Origin of the sequence: Microaerobacter geothermalis, assembly GCF_021608135.1 — a bacterium.
Lineage (GTDB): Bacteria > Bacillota > Bacilli > DSM-22679 > DSM-22679 > Microaerobacter > Microaerobacter geothermalis.
In genome coordinates, this window is sequence record NZ_JAKIHL010000020.1 from 1 (window position 1) to 18,469 (window position 18,469).

16 protein-coding genes are annotated in these 18,469 nt (G+C 44.0%); all 16 read right to left on the reverse strand.

What is annotated here, in order from left to right; translation table 11 throughout:
• Positions 1-255: 255 nt before the first annotated feature.
• The 16 genes from L1765_RS08850 to meaB all read right to left on the reverse strand — a co-directional run bounded on the left by L1765_RS08850 (position 256) and on the right by meaB (position 18,469).
• On the reverse strand, positions 256-1,497 hold the full coding sequence (locus L1765_RS08850) for a radical SAM protein (RefSeq protein WP_236406411.1): 1,242 nt from the start codon (positions 1,495-1,497) through the stop codon (positions 256-258).
• Positions 1,498-1,580: 83 nt separating this feature from the next.
• Positions 1,581-2,549 (reverse strand): M23 family metallopeptidase, encoded by a 969-nt coding sequence (locus tag L1765_RS08855; protein WP_236406412.1) that lies wholly within the window; start codon positions 2,547-2,549, stop codon positions 1,581-1,583.
• A gap of 84 nt (positions 2,550-2,633) precedes the next feature.
• Positions 2,634-3,923 (reverse strand): transcription termination factor Rho, encoded by a 1,290-nt coding sequence (gene rho, locus L1765_RS08860; RefSeq protein ID WP_236406413.1) that lies wholly within the window; start codon positions 3,921-3,923, stop codon positions 2,634-2,636.
• Positions 3,924-3,997: 74 nt separating this feature from the next.
• Positions 3,998-4,960, reverse strand: a complete 963-nt coding sequence (gene glpX, locus L1765_RS08865) for a class II fructose-bisphosphatase (RefSeq protein WP_236406414.1) — start codon at positions 4,958-4,960, stop codon at positions 3,998-4,000.
• A 46-nt stretch (positions 4,961-5,006) separates the two neighbouring features.
• Positions 5,007-5,780: a hypothetical protein gene (locus tag L1765_RS08870; RefSeq protein ID WP_236406415.1), complete on the reverse strand. Its 774-nt coding sequence runs from the start codon at positions 5,778-5,780 to the stop codon at positions 5,007-5,009.
• Between the two features lie 7 nt (positions 5,781-5,787).
• On the reverse strand, positions 5,788-7,095 hold the full coding sequence (locus L1765_RS08875) for a UDP-N-acetylglucosamine 1-carboxyvinyltransferase (RefSeq protein ID WP_236406416.1): 1,308 nt from the start codon (positions 7,093-7,095) through the stop codon (positions 5,788-5,790).
• Positions 7,096-7,264: 169 nt separating this feature from the next.
• Positions 7,265-7,930 (reverse strand): fructose-6-phosphate aldolase, encoded by a 666-nt coding sequence (fsa, locus tag L1765_RS08880; RefSeq protein WP_236406417.1) that lies wholly within the window; start codon positions 7,928-7,930, stop codon positions 7,265-7,267.
• A 30-nt stretch (positions 7,931-7,960) separates the two neighbouring features.
• On the reverse strand, positions 7,961-8,815 hold the full coding sequence (locus L1765_RS08885) for a class II fructose-1,6-bisphosphate aldolase (RefSeq protein WP_236406418.1): 855 nt from the start codon (positions 8,813-8,815) through the stop codon (positions 7,961-7,963).
• A gap of 25 nt (positions 8,816-8,840) precedes the next feature.
• Complete coding sequence (gene kce / locus L1765_RS08890) at positions 8,841-9,668, reverse strand: 3-keto-5-aminohexanoate cleavage enzyme (protein WP_236406419.1); 828 nt, start codon at positions 9,666-9,668, stop codon at positions 8,841-8,843.
• Entirely contained in the window at positions 9,652-10,071 is a 420-nt protein-coding gene (kal, locus tag L1765_RS08895) for a 3-aminobutyryl-CoA ammonia lyase (RefSeq protein ID WP_236406421.1), read from the reverse strand. The genes kce and kal overlap by 17 nt, the downstream gene beginning before the upstream one ends.
• A gap of 20 nt (positions 10,072-10,091) precedes the next feature.
• Positions 10,092-10,475, reverse strand: a complete 384-nt coding sequence (locus tag L1765_RS08900; protein WP_236406422.1) for a response regulator — start codon at positions 10,473-10,475, stop codon at positions 10,092-10,094.
• Positions 10,476-10,829: 354 nt separating this feature from the next.
• Positions 10,830-12,434, reverse strand: a complete 1,605-nt coding sequence (locus L1765_RS08905; protein ID WP_236406423.1) for a CTP synthase — start codon at positions 12,432-12,434, stop codon at positions 10,830-10,832.
• Positions 12,435-12,626: 192 nt separating this feature from the next.
• Positions 12,627-13,220 (reverse strand): DNA-directed RNA polymerase subunit delta, encoded by a 594-nt coding sequence (gene rpoE, locus L1765_RS08910; RefSeq protein ID WP_236406425.1) that lies wholly within the window; start codon positions 13,218-13,220, stop codon positions 12,627-12,629.
• Between the two features lie 213 nt (positions 13,221-13,433).
• Entirely contained in the window at positions 13,434-16,682 is a 3,249-nt protein-coding gene (gene icmF, locus L1765_RS08915) for a fused isobutyryl-CoA mutase/GTPase IcmF (protein WP_236406426.1), read from the reverse strand.
• Positions 16,683-16,881: 199 nt separating this feature from the next.
• A complete protein-coding gene (locus L1765_RS08920; RefSeq protein ID WP_236406428.1) occupies positions 16,882-17,514 on the reverse strand; it encodes a TetR/AcrR family transcriptional regulator in 633 nt (210 codons plus the stop codon).
• Positions 17,507-18,469, reverse strand: a complete 963-nt coding sequence (meaB, locus tag L1765_RS08925) for a methylmalonyl Co-A mutase-associated GTPase MeaB (RefSeq protein ID WP_236406470.1) — start codon at positions 18,467-18,469, stop codon at positions 17,507-17,509. Before meaB ends, L1765_RS08920 begins: the two co-directional genes overlap by 8 nt.

Genomic DNA, 18,469 nt, shown 5'->3' on the forward strand with positions numbered 1-18,469 from the left:
CTGTTACAACAGATAGGTCATCCTTCATCCCTTAATGGCCCTAATAGCTTGTATCGTGAATGAAATCAAGGGCGAGCGACAGCGAGGGCTTTGCCTTTACCCTTGATGAAATGAGCGATACAAGCTAGCATCCCTCAAGGGATGAAGAACATCTAAAAAAGTGACAGAATCACTGACGTTTTAATATGACATTTTCACTGACGCTTGACATGGGTTGTACAATGCTCCACAGGGATTGCCGACGGTAGGGCTAGTTCAAGTAAGGAAAGGAATATGGGTGTAGGATCCAATTATCACATCGGGCAATTCCTCCTGGTATATTTCGATCGCTCTCTTGACCCCATACAGTTCTCCCTTACGTTTTGGAATCATTTCCAAATAGCTTTCTGGATCGATATTCAAATTGCGCAATTGGATCAATTTCACTTTATGCTTACGAACAAAGTGAATCATCGCTTCCATTTCCTCTTCACGGTCAAAGACACCTGGAAACATCAAGTAATTAATGGAGGTATAGACTCCTTTTTGTGCTGCATAAGAAAGGGACTCCCCGACATTTTTTAGATGGTATCCCCTGGGGCGATAGTAGGCTTCATAATGTTCGTCAATGGCACTGATGATACTAACCCGCATCAAATCTAAGCCGGCATCAACGATGGATTTAATCTGACTGGTCAGACCTGCGTTGGTATTTATGTTGATATATCCAAGGCTTGTCCTCTTCCTTACCTGTTTGATCGCCTCTACAATTAATCCTGCCTGGGTTGAAGGTTCTCCTTCGCATCCTTGTCCAAAACTAATGATGCTTTCTGGAGTTTTCAAATGGTTTAACATCACTTCAACCAGCTCTTCTACGTTTGGACGAAAATTCATCCTTGTCTGAGGTGATGGAAATCCGCTGTCTTCCGGCTGTTCGGAAATACATCCAAAGCACCCGGCATTACAGGAATAGGAGACGGGAAGAGCCCCCTCCCATCGATTTAGGAATGTATTGGAAGCTGTCAGGCATTCATATTCAAGGGCACATTTTTGCAGGTGAGCATAGATTCGGTTTTCCGGATGATCCTCCAGAAAACGATTTACCTGTTTTTTTATCTCATCCCTGTCAAAGTTGAGGGGATTCCATTGATCCGGGTTATCGCTTTTTCTGGCAGCCACGTAAAAACCATCCTTCTTCCATACCACTGCAGTATATCCAAACAGAGGGAGCTTTTCCTCTTTGTTCGTTTTTACGTACCCCGGAAGCAACAGCCTGGTATACCCTTGGGGAAGGAGTGCGCCAACGGCCCAACCTCCTTCTAGGGCAACGATTTCCCCAGTATCAGGGTCCATGGCCAAAGGACGTGTGCAGGGTAAGGAGACTAGGGTGGCTCCCTTAGGAAGGGGAATCAGTTCTTCTTCCAGCATTTCCATGACCATGTCCCCGTCACGACCGACTCCAAACCATTCGGGATGATCAAAGACTTGGCCCTTTTCATCTGCATATACTAAATACATTTTCACTTCTCCTCATATAGGAAACTTTGCTTGCCACATTGTATCTCATCCGGATGGTAGTGTAAAGTGGAGAGTTCACCAAGTCAAGGGAGATATGGCAATGGGTTTATGGGAGCTTGATTGACCCGAATTTCAAAATGAAGATGGTATCCGGTTGTATCTCCTGTATTTCCAACATACCCGAGACTTTGCCCCACATTGACATAATCCCCCTCTTTTACTAACAATTTTCCCATGTGGGCATAATAGGTTTCTATCCCACCGCCATGGTCAATGATAATCAGATTCCCATATCCGCCCCGGTTAAATGACGACTGAACTACGGTTCCACTTCTAGCAGCCTTGACGATGGTTTTGTCTTCATTCTGATTCCAGATATCTAAACCCGTATGAAGCCTGCCCCAGCGTATGCCAAAACCGCTAGTAATGGTTCCCGTAATAGGCCAGGAAAAGGAGGGCAGTTGATTTCGTGCGGCTCCTTCTCTACTGCGACTGGCAATGGTCACCCCTATTTTCCGGGAAGAATAGGGCTGTCTGATGGGTTCCGGTTTGTTTCTGGGGATGACCAATTCCTGTCCGTAATAAAGGCGATTTGCCACTATCTTCAGTTCCGGATTATTTTCAATCAATTCCTCTACTTCTACGCCTCTGGATTCTGCTATGGAATAGAGGGTATCCTCCCTTTGGACCGTATAAACTTCACTGTTGACGGGGATTTTTAATGATTGTCCCACTCTGATCAGGTTGGGATTCTCCAGTTGATTCATTTCAATGATTTTTTCCACAGGCACACGATATCTCTTAGCAATAAAAGTCAGGTTGTCCCCTGGCTTTACCTTATATGTTAATTGGACTTCTTTAGGTTTGGTTATTTTTTGCTTGAGATCCATGAAGGGATTAAAATATCGAAATACGGCTTCTCGAGCAATAGCCTTTTGATATTGAGGTGTATCCGCCGGCCTGGCTTCTGCTTTCCCCTGAAGGGAATTGGCAGATAATCCGATCCCAGCGATGACAGCTGAGGAAATGACGAAGCGTTGAACAGATTTCATTCCCATTCACCCCATATAGTTTAGTGGATCATCCTCTTTATATCATATGAGGCAACGGGAGTAATTAGACCGTTTTCCAGGAACTTAAGATGCGGTCGTTTTGACCGGCTTTGGAATTCCCTTTGGTTCTCCTTTGGGTTCAAACAGCTGAAAGAATTCTGCATTTGTTTTTGTCTCTTTTAGCTTCCGGATAAATTGTTCTACAAAATCTGCCCCTTCCGTCATGTTTTTTCGCAAGACCCATAATTTGTCCAATTCATCCTTCGTTAGCAACAGTTCTTCTCTTCGTGTACCGGAGCGGCGAATATCAATGGCCGGGAAAATTCTCCTTTCTGCCAGCTTTCGGTCCAAATGAAGTTCCATATTTCCTGTTCCTTTAAATTCTTCATAAATGACATCATCCATTCTGGATCCTGTTTCTATAAGAGCAGTTGCTAAAATCGTTAAGCTGCCCCCTTCCTCAATATTGCGGGCCGCTCCAAAGAATCGTTTGGGTCTATGAAAGGCCGCTGGGTCAATTCCCCCTGATAATGTCCTTCCACTGGGGGGGATAACCAAGTTGTAGGCGCGGGCGAGGCGAGTGATACTATCTAATAGGATCACTACGTCCTTTTTATGTTCAACAAGCCTTTGCGCCCTTTCAAGAACTAGTTCCGCCACTTTAATATGATTTTCAGGAAGCTCATCAAAGGTTGAGCTGACAACTTCTCCATTTACCGATCTCTGCATGTCAGTCACTTCTTCTGGTCTTTCATCTATCAGTAATACAAAGAGTTCAATATTTGGATAATTGGTGCTGATACTGTTGGCAATCTCTTTAAGCAACAAGGTTTTTCCCGCTTTTGGCGGAGCGACGATTAATCCTCTTTGACCTAAGCCTACTGGAGAAATTAAATCCATAATTCTGGTGGAAAAATTGTCGGGTGTTGTTTCCAGGTTTAATTTTTTCTGAGGATGTAAAGGAGTTAAGGCAGGAAAGTGGAGTCTTTCTGCTGATAATTCCGGATTCTGGCCATTTACGGCAAGAACTTGGAGCAAGCCGAAGTACCTCTCATTGTCTTTTGGGGGCCTTACTTTTCCCGATACTTTGTCACCTGTTCTTAAGTCAAACCTTCGAATCTGGGACGCAGAGATATAAATATCCTCCGAACTGGGAAGGTAATTAATGGGTCTTAAGAACCCGTATCCTTCCGGAAGGATTTCCAATACTCCTTCCATAAACATAAATCCTTCTTTCTCTGCTTTTGCTCTTAGGATAGCAAATATGAGCTCCTTCTTTTTTAATGTACCGTAATAGGGAATTTGATATTCTTTGGCTAATTTATAAAGATCAGTCAGTTTCATATCTTCCAGTTTTGCAATTTCTAGATCCATAGATCCACCACGCTTTTCTAATTAAATTTTTCATCAGTATAACCAGGTTTTTTCCACCTTATTCCATTCCTTCGTTATTCCATAACCAAATGGGGCTTTCTGGATAATTTATGCTTCCCTTCAATAAAGCGTACGGTTCCGGTTCTCGCCCTCATCACTACGGAATGGGTGGTTGCTTCCAATCCGTGAAATCGAACTCCCTGTAACAGTTCCCCATCTGTTACACCAGTGGCTGAAAAAATGGCGTCATCCCCTTTTACCAAGTCATCCATACGGAGTACCATTTTGGGATCTGCCAACCCCATTTTTTTACACCGTTCATATTCCTCATTGTTTTGGGGAAGTAAACGGCCTTGAATTTCTCCTCCTAAACACTTGAGGGCGACGGCAGCCAAAACTCCTTCGGGTGCGCCGCCAATGCCAAACAAGATATCTACACCCGTATCAGTAAAAGCGGTATTAATGGCTGCTGCCACATCACCGTCAGAGATCAGTTTGATTCTTGCTCCGGCTTCCCTTATTTCATGGATAATCTTCGCATGTCTTGGCCTATCTAAAATGACGGCGGTTAAGTCGGTCACGTCTTTATTCAGAGCTTTCGCCAAATTGTACAGATTATCCTTCACTGGAGCATCAATGTCTACCACTCCAACCCCTTCGGGACCTACAGCAATCTTGTCCATATACATATCGGGGGCATGGAGTAAATTTCCCTGGTCTGCCACGGCAACAACGGAAAGGGCATTCCATAATCCCTTGGCCACAATATTGGTTCCTTCCAAAGGATCCACGGCTACATCTACCAAAACTCCTCCGCCACCCAGCTTTTCACCGATATATAGCATCGGAGCTTCATCCATTTCCCCTTCTCCAATCACAACGGTCCCGCTCATAGGCACTGTATCAAACACTGCTCTCATGGCACTCGTCGCTGCATGGTCTGCTTCATTTTTCTTTCCTTTTCCCATCCATCTTGCTGAGGCCAGGGCAGCTGCTTCAGTTACTCTTACCAGCTCCAATGTCAGGCTTCTCTCCATGTTTGACCCTTCCTTTCTTTATGAATACCGATTATTTCCTGTTCATCTATCCCTCTTTTGGTTTTTCGTCTTTTGGGTTATGATCTTTTGATTTTTCGCCCTGTCGGGGAACAAGGCCCTTCGGAATCAGATTTTTTGAAAAGGAAATTCCGGAGAACATGCTTTTCTTCTCAGGGTCTCCTTCACTTCTATACATATCCAAAAGAATTACACCATAGAAGAGAACAATGATTCCCAGTAGTTCACTAAGGGGTAAAAATGCGGTTAATCCCATTTTTGCCAATCGTCCACCAAAACTCATAATCAATGCACCGGCAGCAATATAAAGGAATCCTTTATGTCGATTTCTCCACCAAGAGTAAAGGGAGCCTACCAATAAAAGGATTCCGCCTACTCCAGAAAGCCAAAAGCTGTATCTTCTCACCTCGTCAGGCATTCCCTCTCCGCCAACGGCATAATCGGCGCTAAATAGAAGGTTGGTATTCACTTCGGCTGGAATCAGTTGAATCAGCAATAAAAGGGAAAGGATTCCCACATACCCAAGGTACACATAATTAACCCAACGATTCGCCATAATATAAATGGTTCCTCCGGCCATCACGGGGACTAATGTGATGGCTGGAAAATAATAGATCTTGTACATCCAAATGGTCCATCCAAAAGCAGTAGAATAAAACTCCCCGAAGGCTGCGATCGTAAACATGTATAGGGAGATGGCATATAGCAGATTGTGCACTTTCCTGGTTTCTCTATACTTTTGAGTCAGTACTAAGGCAAAGAACAGACTGATGATCGTTGCCAACAGGGGAATAATCCACACGAAATGTTCACTCCCTTTCATACGGATGATGATGGGATGGGTATTTATGAGATTCGGTGGAGGCTCTCCAAGTTTTAGCCCCTAGTGCCTTCAATTTCTCTTCCAACTTCTCGTAACCTCGATCAATATGTTCCACCCCGCTGATCTCGGTTACTCCATCGGTCATTAAACCGGCAATGACCAAAGCGGCACCTGCCCTTAGATCACTGGCTTTAACCTTGGTTCCATGAAGAGGAAATCTACCGTCAATGACCGCAGAACGACCTTCCACCTTAATATTTGCCCCCATTCTGCGAAGTTCATCTACATGTTTAAAACGGGACTGATAAATATTATCCGTTACGATGCTCGTCCCATTCGCTTTGGTTAACAAGGTTGTGAAGGGTTGCTGCAGATCCGTAGGAAACCCGGGATAAGGAAGGGTTTTTAAATCAACGGATTTGTATTGCTGACCACCTGATATATATAAAGCATCATCCTCTTCTTCCACTTGAACGCCCATTTCTTTCAGCTTGGCGGTCACTGGTTCAAGATGCTTTGGGATCACATTATCCACCAGTACATCTCCATGGGTAGCCGCAGCAGCGATCATATAGGTGCCAGCTTCTATTCGGTCCGGGATAATGGAATGGGTACACCCGTGAAGTTCGGAAACTCCCGTAATCTTGATCATATCGGTTCCCGCTCCTTTGATTTGCGCTCCCATGGCATTTAACAACGTTGCAACATCTACAATTTCTGGCTCCTTTGCCGCATTTTCAATGATGGTTTGTCCCTTGGCCCGGACGGCTGCCAACATAATATTGATGGTTGCTCCAACACTGACTACATCCAGATAAATTTTGGCTCCGACAAGTTCTTCCGCCTTTATATAAACAGCACCATATTTGTTCTCCACGCGGGCCCCCAATGCTTCAAATCCCTTGATATGCTGGTCGATGGGCCTGGGACCCAAATTGCATCCCCCCGGAAGGCCAATCACTGCTTCACCAAACCGGCTTAATAATGCACCCATCAGATAGTAGGATGCTCTTAAGCTTTTGATTTTCCCATTAGGCATCGGCACCGGGGAGATGTTTTCAGGGTGAATGGTCATTTGATCTCCCTTAAGGAACACATTACAGCCCAGTTCTTCCAAAAGCTCTTTATACATCACCACATCTCGGATGGCTGGAAGATTGTCAAGGACAGTTGCGGAATTGGCAAGGATGGTTGCCGGTATCAGAGCCACAGCACTGTTTTTTGCACCGCTGATTTCCACCTTTCCTCTTAAGGGATGGCCTCCTCTGATATACAATTTTTCAGCATTTTCCATGATTCCTCTCCCTTTCTATAGATGCGGAACTAACGCCGTCCTTAGTAAATTCTTTGATATGAAAATAACATTTTCATATCAATTTGTGACCCTTCGGGTCATGGATGTTTAGTTCCGTCCATATAGCTTGGGCAAGAACAAAAATCGCATTGCGATTCTGTTTAGAAGTTTAGAAATCAGACCGGTTGAAATCGAGATTGGCGCTCTTCCAGTCAGACAAAAATTTTTCTATGCCAATATCCGTGAGAGGATGCTTTACCATCTGCTGAAGAACTTTAAATGGGACGGTCGCAATATCCGCACCTAGTCGTGCAGCTTCCAGAACATGTATAGGGTGGCGAATGCTGGCGGCGATAATTTCTGTTTCAATTTCGTGGATGTTAAATATCTCTGCAATATCTGAGATGAGCTGCATTCCGTCATGTCCGATATCATCCAAGCGGCCGAGGAACGGAGAAACATAGGTTGCTCCTGCTCTGGCAGCAAGCAATGCTTGAGTGGCAGAAAAGACTAAGGTTACATTGGTCTTGATTTTCTTCTTGGTAAAAATCTTCACAGCCTTCAGACCTTCAGCAGTCATCGGGACTTTCACAACAATATTTTTGGAGAGGCGGGCCAGTTTCTCTCCTTCCTCCACCATTTCTTTGGCATCCAGGCTGATGACTTCAGCACTAATGGGACCGTCAATGATGTCAATAATTTCATTTAATGTTTCAATGAAATCGCGGCCTTCTTTTGCCACAAGGGAGGGATTGGTGGTGACGCCGGTGATGACGCCCCATTCATTGGCTTCCCTGATTTCATTCATATTGGCCGTATCAATAAAGAAATTCATGACTTTTTCCTCCTTGTTGCCTATGCTTCCCTATGCTTTGTTGTTGCTTCCAAACAGGCGAATTTTGCCTCGAACCACTTCTTTCATGGCTTCTCTGGCCGGACCAAGGTATTTGCGAGGATCATAGACCTTCTTATCTTTTTCAAAGATATCGCGAATGGTGTTGGTCATCGCCACCTGGTTTTCTGTATTGACATTAATTTTACCCACACCATAGGAAATAGCCTTCTTGATGGACTCATCAGGCACTCCGGAGCCTCCATGGAGAACAATGGGAACATCAATCTGTCTGGCCACTTCATCAATAATATCATAATGGATCTTGGGCTCGCCCTTGTAAATTCCATGGGCCGTTCCCACGGCAATGGCTAAGCAGTCTACTCCTGTTTCTTTCCAGAAGCGGATTGCTTCTTCCGGGTTGGCTAAATGAGCCTTGGATTCATCTACGGAGATATCATCTTCCGTTCCGCCAATGGTTCCCAGCTCTCCTTCTACAGATACTCCCATGGCATGGGCAACTTCCACCACTTTCTTTGTGATCCGAATATTCTCTTCCAATGGATAGTGGGAACCGTCAAACATCACGGAAGTGAATCCAGCACGAATACATTTCATCGCCACTTCAAAGCTGCTTCCATGATCCAAATGAAGAGCTATGGGCAATCCGGACCAATCGGCCGCCGCCTTTGCCATCGCTACTGTAAATTCCATCCCCATATATTTTAAGGCCCCTTCACTGACACCAAAAATAAGGGGGGAATTTTCTTCTTTAGCGGCTTGAACAATGGCTTGTGCAAATTCAAGATTGTTCATATTAAATTGACCGACTGCAAACTTCTCTTCTTTTGCCTTGGACAAAAAGGCTGTCATCGGAACTAAGGGCATGGATAAAATTCCTCCTTTAATTGTTTTAAGATTGTTGGATATGAAGAATCTTTCTGGCTTCATCCGGTGATGCAATATCACGTCCTATCTCCCTGGCCAGTCTCACCACCCGCTCTACCAATTGGGCATTGCTAGTTGCCAGGATCCCTTTTTCATAAAATAAGTTATCTTCAAAACCAACGCGTACATGTCCTCCCCAAAGGAGGGCATGTGCAGCCATGGGAAGCTGCCATCTGCCAATCCCTGCAACGGTCCAGGTAGAGCCCTCAGGAATTTGTTCCACCAAATGCAGAAGATTCTTAGGGGTGGCAGGTATTCCTCCCGGGACCCCCATGACAAAGTCAAAGTGAAGGGGGGGATGAAGTAATCCCAGTTTGACCAACTTGAGAGCATTGGATATCATGCCCACTTCGAATATTTCACATTCAGGTTTTACTCGATATTCCTGAAATTTTTGGGCAAATATTTTCAGATCATTGAAGGAATTTGCAAAAATGTCTTCTCCAAAATTGACACTACCGGTGGTAAGGGTGCCCATTTCTGGATGTAGTTCCAACGGCTGTATCCGTTCTGCAGGAGACATCCCCACGGCTCCACCAGTTGATACTTGGATAATTATATCACAACGTTCCTTAATTTTTTCAATGATTTGCTGATAAATTTTCCGGTCTTGGGTAGGAGTTCCATCAGATCGACGTGCATGAATATGGGCAACGGACGCCCCCGCTTGATGGGCCCTTGCCACTTCATCTGCAATTTCATCAGGGGTATAGGGAACGTGGGGATTATGTTCTTTCATCACTTCCGCTCCAACCACCGCAGCGGTAATAATCACCTTATCCAATGGATTCATCTCCCCCGATGATTTTTTTCTTCCTCTGTTTGTCTTTGGGAACCACACAAATGCCTTCTGCTTTACAGACTAAAACAGGCTGTTCCAGCACATCTGCTGCAGAAGACTCTCCTGGTATCCCATGGACCTGAATCACCTTATATGCCTCAAACTCCATCCTTCTTGATGTAATTCCCACTTTCGTGATTCTTCCCTTGGCTTCTATGTAATCCCCTGCAAAAACCGGCGCCGTAAAATGAACATGTTCATAAGTGAGAAAAAGACCCTCATCCCCATCATGACGAATCAAAAGTTCTGTTGCCACATCTCCAAACAAAGATAACACCTTGGCTCCATCCACCAAATATCCTCCATAATGGGCATCTGCCTGTGACATCCTTAAACGTATCATCGCTTCTTCCATTCCTTTCCCCCCAATTTCCTTTACTCAACCGAATGCTCTTCCGCTATAATTTGTTCCACTGTTTTCCTGAGTTCATCAATATCAAAGGGTTTGGTAAAATGGCTAATTGCGCCCAAATCAGTGGCTTCCCTTACCATTTCCAATTCCCCGTATGCTGTCATCATAATTACTTTTATGTGGGGATTGGTTTTCTTTATGCGTTTTAATATTTCCAATCCATCCATTCCGGGAATTTTCATATCCAATATCACTATGTGGGGCGAATGCTCGTGTACAATCTCCAACGCTTGTTTCCCATTGGATGCTTGAAAAGTTTCATATCCTTCCTTACCAAACACCTCTGCTAGTAGGGCCCGAATACCAAACTGATCATCAACGATTAACAATCTGCCTCCTTTTTTCATATGAACCCCCTTCGTTAAAAATGAACATATTTTTTAAATTTATTTGCAATATTCGCCATTCCCAGTGGAAATCCTTTTTGTCCCCCTTTTCGTCTATAAGATTAGGAAAAAATTCCTACAGATTTCAAACATTCGTCACGTTTCCAGTTTGGATCTATAGATGTGGAACTAAACATACATGACCCGCAGGGTCACAAATTGATATGAAAAGGTATTTTCATATCAATTTGTGGCCCGAAGAGGCATGGGCGTTTAGTTCCGTTTATATAGTTTAAAAGTGGAAGATAGATTCACACGTCCGCTTGTCGGGCAAGATGTGAGAAAAAAGAAACACCGGATTTCTCCGGTGTTGAGTTAATTCTTCTTTATTTGCAAAGAGGCTCGCACAAATTCGCGGAAAAGGGGCTGTGGACGGTTAGGTCTTGAGGTAAATTCGGGATGAAATTGGGTAGCCAAAAACCAAGGATGATCAGGAATCTCAATGATTTCGACCAATCTCCCGTCAGGGGAGGTTCCGCTGAAGCGAAATCCTTTTTCCAGCATTATTTCCCTGTATTGATTGTTAAATTCGTAACGATGGCGGTGTCTTTCATAGATTAACGAATCCTGATACGCTTCATAGGCGAGACTGTCCTTTTCCACCTTACAAGGATACAGCCCCAGTCTCATGGTACCGCCGAGATCTTCCACTTCCTTCTGCTCTGGGAGGAGATCAATGACCGGATAGGGTGTAGACGGGTTGATTTCCGAGCTGTTAGCATGGATCAGGTTAAGCTCATGTCTGGCAAATTCCACACAGGCCATCTGCATGCCCAGACAGATTCCGAGAAAAGGAATGCGACGGGTTCTCGCATAATGAATGGTAGTGATTTTCCCTTCTATTCCTCTGTCCCCAAATCCGCCGGGTACTAAAATGCCTTCCACATCACCCAGTAAAGCATCCACATTATCCTGTGAAACCTCTTCAGCGTTTACCCATTTAATATCAATTTGGGTGTCATTGGCAAATCCGGCATGATACAAGGCTTCAGCCACTGACAGATAGGCATCATGAAGAGCTACATATTTACCGACGATGGCGATGCGGGTAACTTCCTTTAAATTCTTTATCTTGTTCACCAACTGAGTCCATTCTGTCATATCTGCTTTATTACATTCTAAATTAAGATAGCGGCAAACATAATCGTCCAGTCCCTGTGTTTGCAGCATCAAAGGAACATCATATAAGGTATCTGCATCAACGGCCTCAATCACGGCGTTGGGATCAATATCACAGAACAAAGCAATTTTGTCCTTCATGTCCTGGGAGAGAGGATGTTCCGTACGGCACACAATCATATTGGGCTGAATACCCAGACTTCGAAGTTCTTTCACACTGTGCTGGGTCGGTTTTGTCTTTAATTCTCCGGCTGCATTTAAGTAGGGAATCAAGGTGACATGAATATACATGACATTTTGCCGTCCAACGTCACTCTTGATTTGACGAATCGCTTCCAAAAAAGGCAGGCTTTCAATATCCCCTACAGTTCCGCCAATTTCGGTAATAACCACATCGGGAGAGTTATCTCTTCCCGCTCGGAAAACCCGTTCTTTGATTTCATTGGTAATGTGGGGAATCACCTGAACGGTTGCTCCGAGATAGTCTCCCCTTCTTTCTTTGGTAATGACAGATGAATAAATTTTGCCGGTGGTCACATTGCTGTTGGCATTGAGATTTATATCAATAAAACGCTCATAGTGTCCCAAATCCAAATCTGTTTCTGCCCCATCATCTGTCACAAATACTTCACCATGCTGGTAAGGGCTCATAGTTCCAGGGTCAACGTTTATATAAGGATCAAACTTCTGTATCGTAACCTTAAGTCCCCTATTCTTTAACAATCTGCCAAGGGATGCTGCTGTAATTCCTTTTCCAAGGGAGGACACAACTCCACCCGTTATAAAAATATATTTTGTCATGATTAACCCCTCTCTGAATATCTATTCCTGATTGCGTCGAAAAAACAAAAAAACAAAAGCAGCACCTGTAATCATCAGGGGCACTTTTGTTATTATTATTTTCCAATCTTCACTTTATCTAAAGCCCAAACAGAATTTTACCCTTAATTCGATAACGATGTCAAGGGGACAAGTCCACTCTTTTCTTTGGTTTTAATCTTCTTCCCCTTCATCATCCAAATCCCTTAGATCATCTTCTGGAAATTCATCGTCAAATGAGGCCTCACCATCCTCGATATCTTCATCCAGTCCAAACTCATCTTCTTCCACAAGATCTTCATCCAAGTCTACATCCAGTTCATCATCCACTAAATCTGTATCCAGATCATCAGAATCATCCAAGTCATCTTCATCTAAATCCTCTTCATCCAAGTCATCCAATGATTCCTCATCTTCGTATACGTCAAATTCATCTTCCATAAGATCATCCAGTTCATCTTCATAGTCTGCCTTCATTTTTGCTTTCTTGGCTTTTTTGCTTGGGGTATAAACAGGTTCATCAAATTGTTCAACAGGATACCAGGCCTTCAATCCCCATTTCCCTTCTCCTAAGGAGATGAACCGACCGTCTATATTAATTTCAGTATAAATTTGGGCAATCACTTGCTGCAGTCTTTCTTCTGAAAATCCTTTAATTTTGCCAATTTCTTTCAATAGCTCTTGAAAATGAACAGGTTCATTTTTTTCTTTTAATAATTGATATGCTATTTCCACGATGGACATATTGTCTAACTGTTCTTTATCCATTTGATGCAGCGTACTCAAACCCGGCACATCCCTTCTATATCTATAGTTATCTTAGCTTATTTTATACAAAAAAATGAAGAAGTCAAATTGTAAAGGTGAATTCGGGGCGTTCATTAAAAATGATGCATTAGGCAGTTACAGTTTAGCCTAATGCATCAGAACATAAACAGATCAGTGACTAATTGCAATGAAGATGAAACTCCTTTGGTTATCCTACATGTTTCTGCGGTATTGTCCTCCAACCTCATACAAAGCCTTTGTAATTTGGCCAAGGCTAGCTACCTTCACCGTTTCCATCAGTTCCGCAAATATATTATCTCCTTTTCTGGCTATCTCCTGCAATCTCTTCAAGGCGGCGGGAGCTTTATCTTTATTTCTGTTCTGGAATTCTTTTAAGTTCTTAATCTGTTGTTCCTTTTCTTCCTGTGTGGCTCTAGCCAGTTCAATTTCCAGCTCTTCCGATTGATTGGGATTGATAAAGGTATTCACCCCAATGATGGGAAGTTCTCCGCTGTGCTTCTTCATTTCATACAGCATGGATTCCTCCTGGATTTTACTCCGTTGATACTGGGTCTCCATAGCTCCCAAGACTCCACCGCGATCGCTGATCCTTTCAAATTCTCGCAGTACGGCTTCTTCAACCAAGTCGGTCAATTCTTCAATGATAAATGATCCCTGGTTTGGATTTTCATTTTTTGCCAAACCCAATTCTTTGGTAATAATCATCTGAATCGCCATGGCCCTGCGTACGGAATTCTCCGTAGGAGTGGTAATCGCTTCATCAAAGGCATTGGTATGAAGGGAGTTACAGTTATCATAAATGGCCAGCAAAGCCTGCAAGGTGGTGCGGATATCATTAAAATCCATTTCTTGGGCATGCAGGGAGCGTCCGGAGGTTTGTATATGGTATTTTAATTTCTGGCTCCTCTCGTTCCCCTTGTATTTATATTTCATCACGGTGGACCAAATGCGGCGGGCAACCCGGCCAATGACAGTGTATTCAGGGTCCATGCCGTTGCTAAAGAAGAATGACAAATTGGGGGCGAAATCATCAATTTTCATTCCCCGGCTTAAGTAGTATTCCACATAGGTAAATCCGTTGGCCAGGGTAAAGGCCAGTTGGGTGATGGGATTGGCCCCCGCTTCAGCAATATGGTATCCGCTGATGCTGACAGAATAATAATTTCTAACTTTTTTATCAATAAAATACTGCTGAATATCCCCCATCATTTTTAAGGCAAATTCTGTGGAGAAGATACATGTGTTTTGTCCCTGGTCTTCCTTTAAAATATCGGCCTGAACCGTTCCCCGCACCTGCTGGAGGGTGCAATCAGCTATTTCCTTCCTCTCTTCTTCGTTTGGCTCCCGGCCATTTTCCTGAATAAACTTTTCGATCTGCTGATCAATGGCCGTATTGAAGTACATGGCCAAAATAATGGGGGCTGGCCCATTGATGGTCATGGATACACTGGTATTGGGGGAGCACAAATCAAACCCGGCATATAATTTCTTCATATCATCCAGGGTACAGATGCTAACCCCACTGTTCCCTACTTTTCCGTAAATGTCAGGGCGATAATCGGGGTCTTCTCCATAAAGGGTGACACTGTCAAAGGCTGTGGAAAGCCTCTTGGCGGTATCATTTTTTGATAAATAATGAAATCTTCGATTCGTTCTCTCCGGTGTTCCTTCTCCGGCAAATTGACGTTTCGGGTCCTCTTCCTGACGTTTAAAAGGAAATACACCGGCTGTGAAGGGAAACTTCCCAGGAACGTTTTCTGTCATGGACCAGCGGAGAATTTCTCCCCAATCCTCAAATTTAGGCATAGCCACCTTGGGAATTTTTAGTCCAGACAATGACTCGGTATATAACGGTGTCACAATCTCTTTATCCCTTACTTTTGTTACCAATTGATCCTGCTGGTAGGATTCCTTCAATGTTTTCCAATTCTTAAGGATTTGTTTACATTCTGGGTGAAGCTGACCTTCAACATGCTCTATCTGCTGATCAATGGCCTTTAATAGCTCCTTAGACAACTCATCTTCCTTTACGGAAAAGGTTTCTCTAACCCCTTTCAACTGATACAGTTTGCGGGCAAGAGCCACTTGTTCATCAGTAAATCTTTTATAGTCCCTGACTGTCTGAACAATCTCCCTTAAATAATGGGTCTTCTCAGGGGGAATCACATAGGATTTCCTTGATTGTCCCCCAAGCGAAAATTCATCCACCTGCCAATCAACTTGTACCGTCTCTGAAATTTTCTTCATAAGGGCAACAAAAAGGCGATTGGTTCCCGCGTCATTAAATTGGCTGGCGATGGTTCCAAATACAGGAAGTTCTTCATCCGGAACGTCAAACCAATTGCGGCTTCTTTTCAACTGCTTTCGAACATCCCTTAGTGCGTCTTCGGAACCCTTTCTTTCAAACTTATTAATCACGATGATATCGGCGAAATCGATCATATCTATTTTTTCCAATTGAGTGGCTGCCCCAAATTCGCTTGTCATGACATACATGGAGAGGTCTACCACATTCACGATTTCCGCATCTCCCTGACCAATTCCACTGGTTTCCACAATAATCAAGTCGTACCCCGCTGCCTTTACCACATCTATGGCCTCTTGAATGGCCTTGCTTAATTCGGTACGGGATTGTCTGGTGGCCAGACTTCTCATGTAAACCCTTGGCGTGTTGATGGAATTCATCCGGATTCGGTCTCCTAACAAAGCTCCTCCGGTTTTTTGCTTGGAGGGGTCTACAGAGAGAATGGCTACTGTTTTTTCAGGAAAATGGTATAAAAACCGCCTTACCAGTTCATCGGTTAGTGAGCTTTTTCCCGCTCCCCCCGTACCGGTAATCCCCAGCACAGGAGAGCGTCGGCTTATATCTTTGAGTCTTGAAAAAAGGTGAGTAAATTTTTTCTCCTTCTGTTCGGAGTCCCACTCCGCAAGGGTAATCAATTTGGCGATAGCTAGGTGATTTTTTTCCTTTAATCCTTCAACTTCTTTTTCCACCTGCCGTATGGTCGGGAAATCTGTTTCTCTTAACATGAGATTAATCATGCCCTGAAGTCCCATGCGGCGACCATCTTCCGGCGAGAAGATCTTGGATATTCCATACTCCTCCAGCTCTTTGATTTCTGCCGGAATGATCACTCCACCGCCTCCGCCAAATACTTTAATATGGCCCGCTCCCTTTTCCTGAAGAAGGTCATATATATACTTGAAATATTCTACATGGCCCCCCTGATAGCAGCTGACTGCAATGCCCTGGGCGTCTTCCTGGATGGCTGCAGTCACCACTTCCTCCGCAGAACGATTATGGCCGAGATGAATCACCTCTGCTCCCGATGCCTGTAATATTCGTCTCATGATGTTAATGGTAGCATCGTGTCCGTCAAAGAGACTAGCTGCGGTGACAAACCGTATATTATGCTTTGGTCGATAACTTTCTGTTTCCATTTGATATCCTCCTTTCTCCTCTCCATTACTCTAACTTTCTACTTTTGCCTGACGGCTAACCGCCATTGACACTTTATATATGCGTTCAATCTCTCCATCCATATCTGTAGGGTTGGAACTAAACATCCATAATATTCTCTAATTTGTTTTCTCTATCTGGAAGCGGAACTAGGATTTTGCTCGAGCAGCGAGTTGAGTTCTAATCTATTTTAGCTTGCAGTTCTTTTAATAAAAGGGAGGTTTGTCTTTCTGTAAATTCCTCCAAAGTGTAATGCTTTCTTAAAGCCCAGCGGCGGAATGTCCACATCTCAGCAAGAACCATGATGTTTTCAGCCATCAGTTTCACCAGATTTTCCTCCAAGGTAATGGTTCCATCCTCAATTCCCTTACGTATGATCTCCTCAAAGTGTTTGGCAATCTCCTCTTCCCTTCCCAGAACATATCCCATTGTTTCGTTTGGAAGAGATTTAGCTTCCTGATAGATTAACAGTACATCATCCTGCATTTCATCCATAACTTGGATTAATCCCTTGATGGCTGATTTTAAGGTTTCCGCTCCCGTGTGGGAATAATTAATGGCTTCCCGCAAACGCTCCTCCACTTCCTTATGGATGGCTTCACATACCAGGTATAAAACATCTTCTTTCGTTTCAATATATTCATAAAGGGTGCCAATGCTAAATCCCGCGGCTTTAGCGATCTCCCTTGTGGTGGTTTTGTGAAATCCCTTTTCTGCAAAAAGCCGAACGGCAGCCCTTATCATTTGATTCCTTCTTTTCTCTACCAAATATGGGTCCTTTACCAGCGAAGGTACAGCTCTTTTTTTATTCATTTTTCCCTCCCTCTCTAGAAATGAAAATCTCTTTTAATAGATATTGGGCAGCGGAGTAGGGGTCCTCGTCCCTATTGCTTACCCTGGTCAAAAGATGATCATATTGTCCAGTTTTTAATAGATCGTTAACTAATTTTTCCAGACGGTAGTGGATGATTTCTAATACTTCTGAGCGGAGATGGGATTTCCTCCTTCTGGCCCATTCTCCTGTTTCCTTCAGAAATTTCTGATGAAGGGCAAAAGACGCCCATAATTGATCAATTCCCTCTGAACGGATAGAAACTGTTTTTATAACAGGCGGTCTCCATGGTGCATCGTGTTTGACAACATCAAGCATTCCTTCCACTTGGGCTTTCAGCTTGTCTGCCCCTTCTAAATCGCCTTTATTTATAACAAACAGATCGGCAATTTCCATGATACCCGCTTTAAAGGCCTGTACCTGATCCCCTGCACCCGGGGTTAGCACTACGGCTGTGGTATCGGCGATGTTCATCACATCCAATTCTGATTGCCCTACTCCAACGGTTTCAATGATAATCACATCTTTTCCTGCGGCATCCAGAACCCGAACGGCTTCTTTTGTTGTTCTGGACAGTCCGCCAAGACTGCCACGAGTTCCCATGCTTCGTATAAACACTTCTGGATCGACGGCATGGGTTTGCATTCTTACCCGATCCCCCAGAAGGGCTCCTCCCGTAAAGGGGCTGGTTGGATCCACCGCAATGATTCCCACTGTGTAGCCCAATTGTCGGAGGTGGGATACCAACTGGTCAACCAGGGAGCTTTTCCCCGCTCCCGGTGAACCGGTTATCCCCAATAAATATGCATTTCCGGTATGGGGATACAGGGCTTTTAATAGTTCAGCTTTTTCGTTGTGATCATTCTCTATATAGGTGATGGCACGAGCCATAGCCCGTGCTTCTCCCTTCACCACCTGCTCTGCCAACGGATGCAA

Coding starts and splice junctions, on each gene's coding strand:
- L1765_RS08850 (WP_236406411.1), bottom strand. CDS start 1,497: ATGTATTTAGTATATGCAGATGAAAAGGGCCAAGTCTTTGATCATCCC.
- L1765_RS08855 (WP_236406412.1), bottom strand. CDS start 2,549: ATGAAATCTGTTCAACGCTTCGTCATTTCCTCAGCTGTCATCGCTGGG.
- rho (WP_236406413.1), bottom strand. CDS start 3,923: ATGGATCTAGAAATTGCAAAACTGGAAGATATGAAACTGACTGATCTT.
- glpX (WP_236406414.1), bottom strand. CDS start 4,960: ATGGAGAGAAGCCTGACATTGGAGCTGGTAAGAGTAACTGAAGCAGCT.
- L1765_RS08875 (WP_236406416.1), bottom strand. CDS start 7,095: ATGGAAAATGCTGAAAAATTGTATATCAGAGGAGGCCATCCCTTAAGA.
- fsa (WP_236406417.1), bottom strand. CDS start 7,930: ATGAATTTCTTTATTGATACGGCCAATATGAATGAAATCAGGGAAGCC.
- L1765_RS08885 (WP_236406418.1), bottom strand. CDS start 8,815: ATGCCCTTAGTTCCGATGACAGCCTTTTTGTCCAAGGCAAAAGAAGAG.
- kce (WP_236406419.1), bottom strand. CDS start 9,668: ATGAATCCATTGGATAAGGTGATTATTACCGCTGCGGTGGTTGGAGCG.
- kal (WP_236406421.1), bottom strand. CDS start 10,071: ATGGAAGAAGCGATGATACGTTTAAGGATGTCACAGGCAGATGCCCAT.
- L1765_RS08900 (WP_236406422.1), bottom strand. CDS start 10,475: ATGAAAAAAGGAGGCAGATTGTTAATCGTTGATGATCAGTTTGGTATT.
- L1765_RS08905 (WP_236406423.1), bottom strand. CDS start 12,434: ATGACAAAATATATTTTTATAACGGGTGGAGTTGTGTCCTCCCTTGGA.
- rpoE (WP_236406425.1), bottom strand. CDS start 13,220: ATGGATAAAGAACAGTTAGACAATATGTCCATCGTGGAAATAGCATAT.
- icmF (WP_236406426.1), bottom strand. CDS start 16,682: ATGGAAACAGAAAGTTATCGACCAAAGCATAATATACGGTTTGTCACC.
- L1765_RS08920 (WP_236406428.1), bottom strand. CDS start 17,514: ATGAATAAAAAAAGAGCTGTACCTTCGCTGGTAAAGGACCCATATTTG.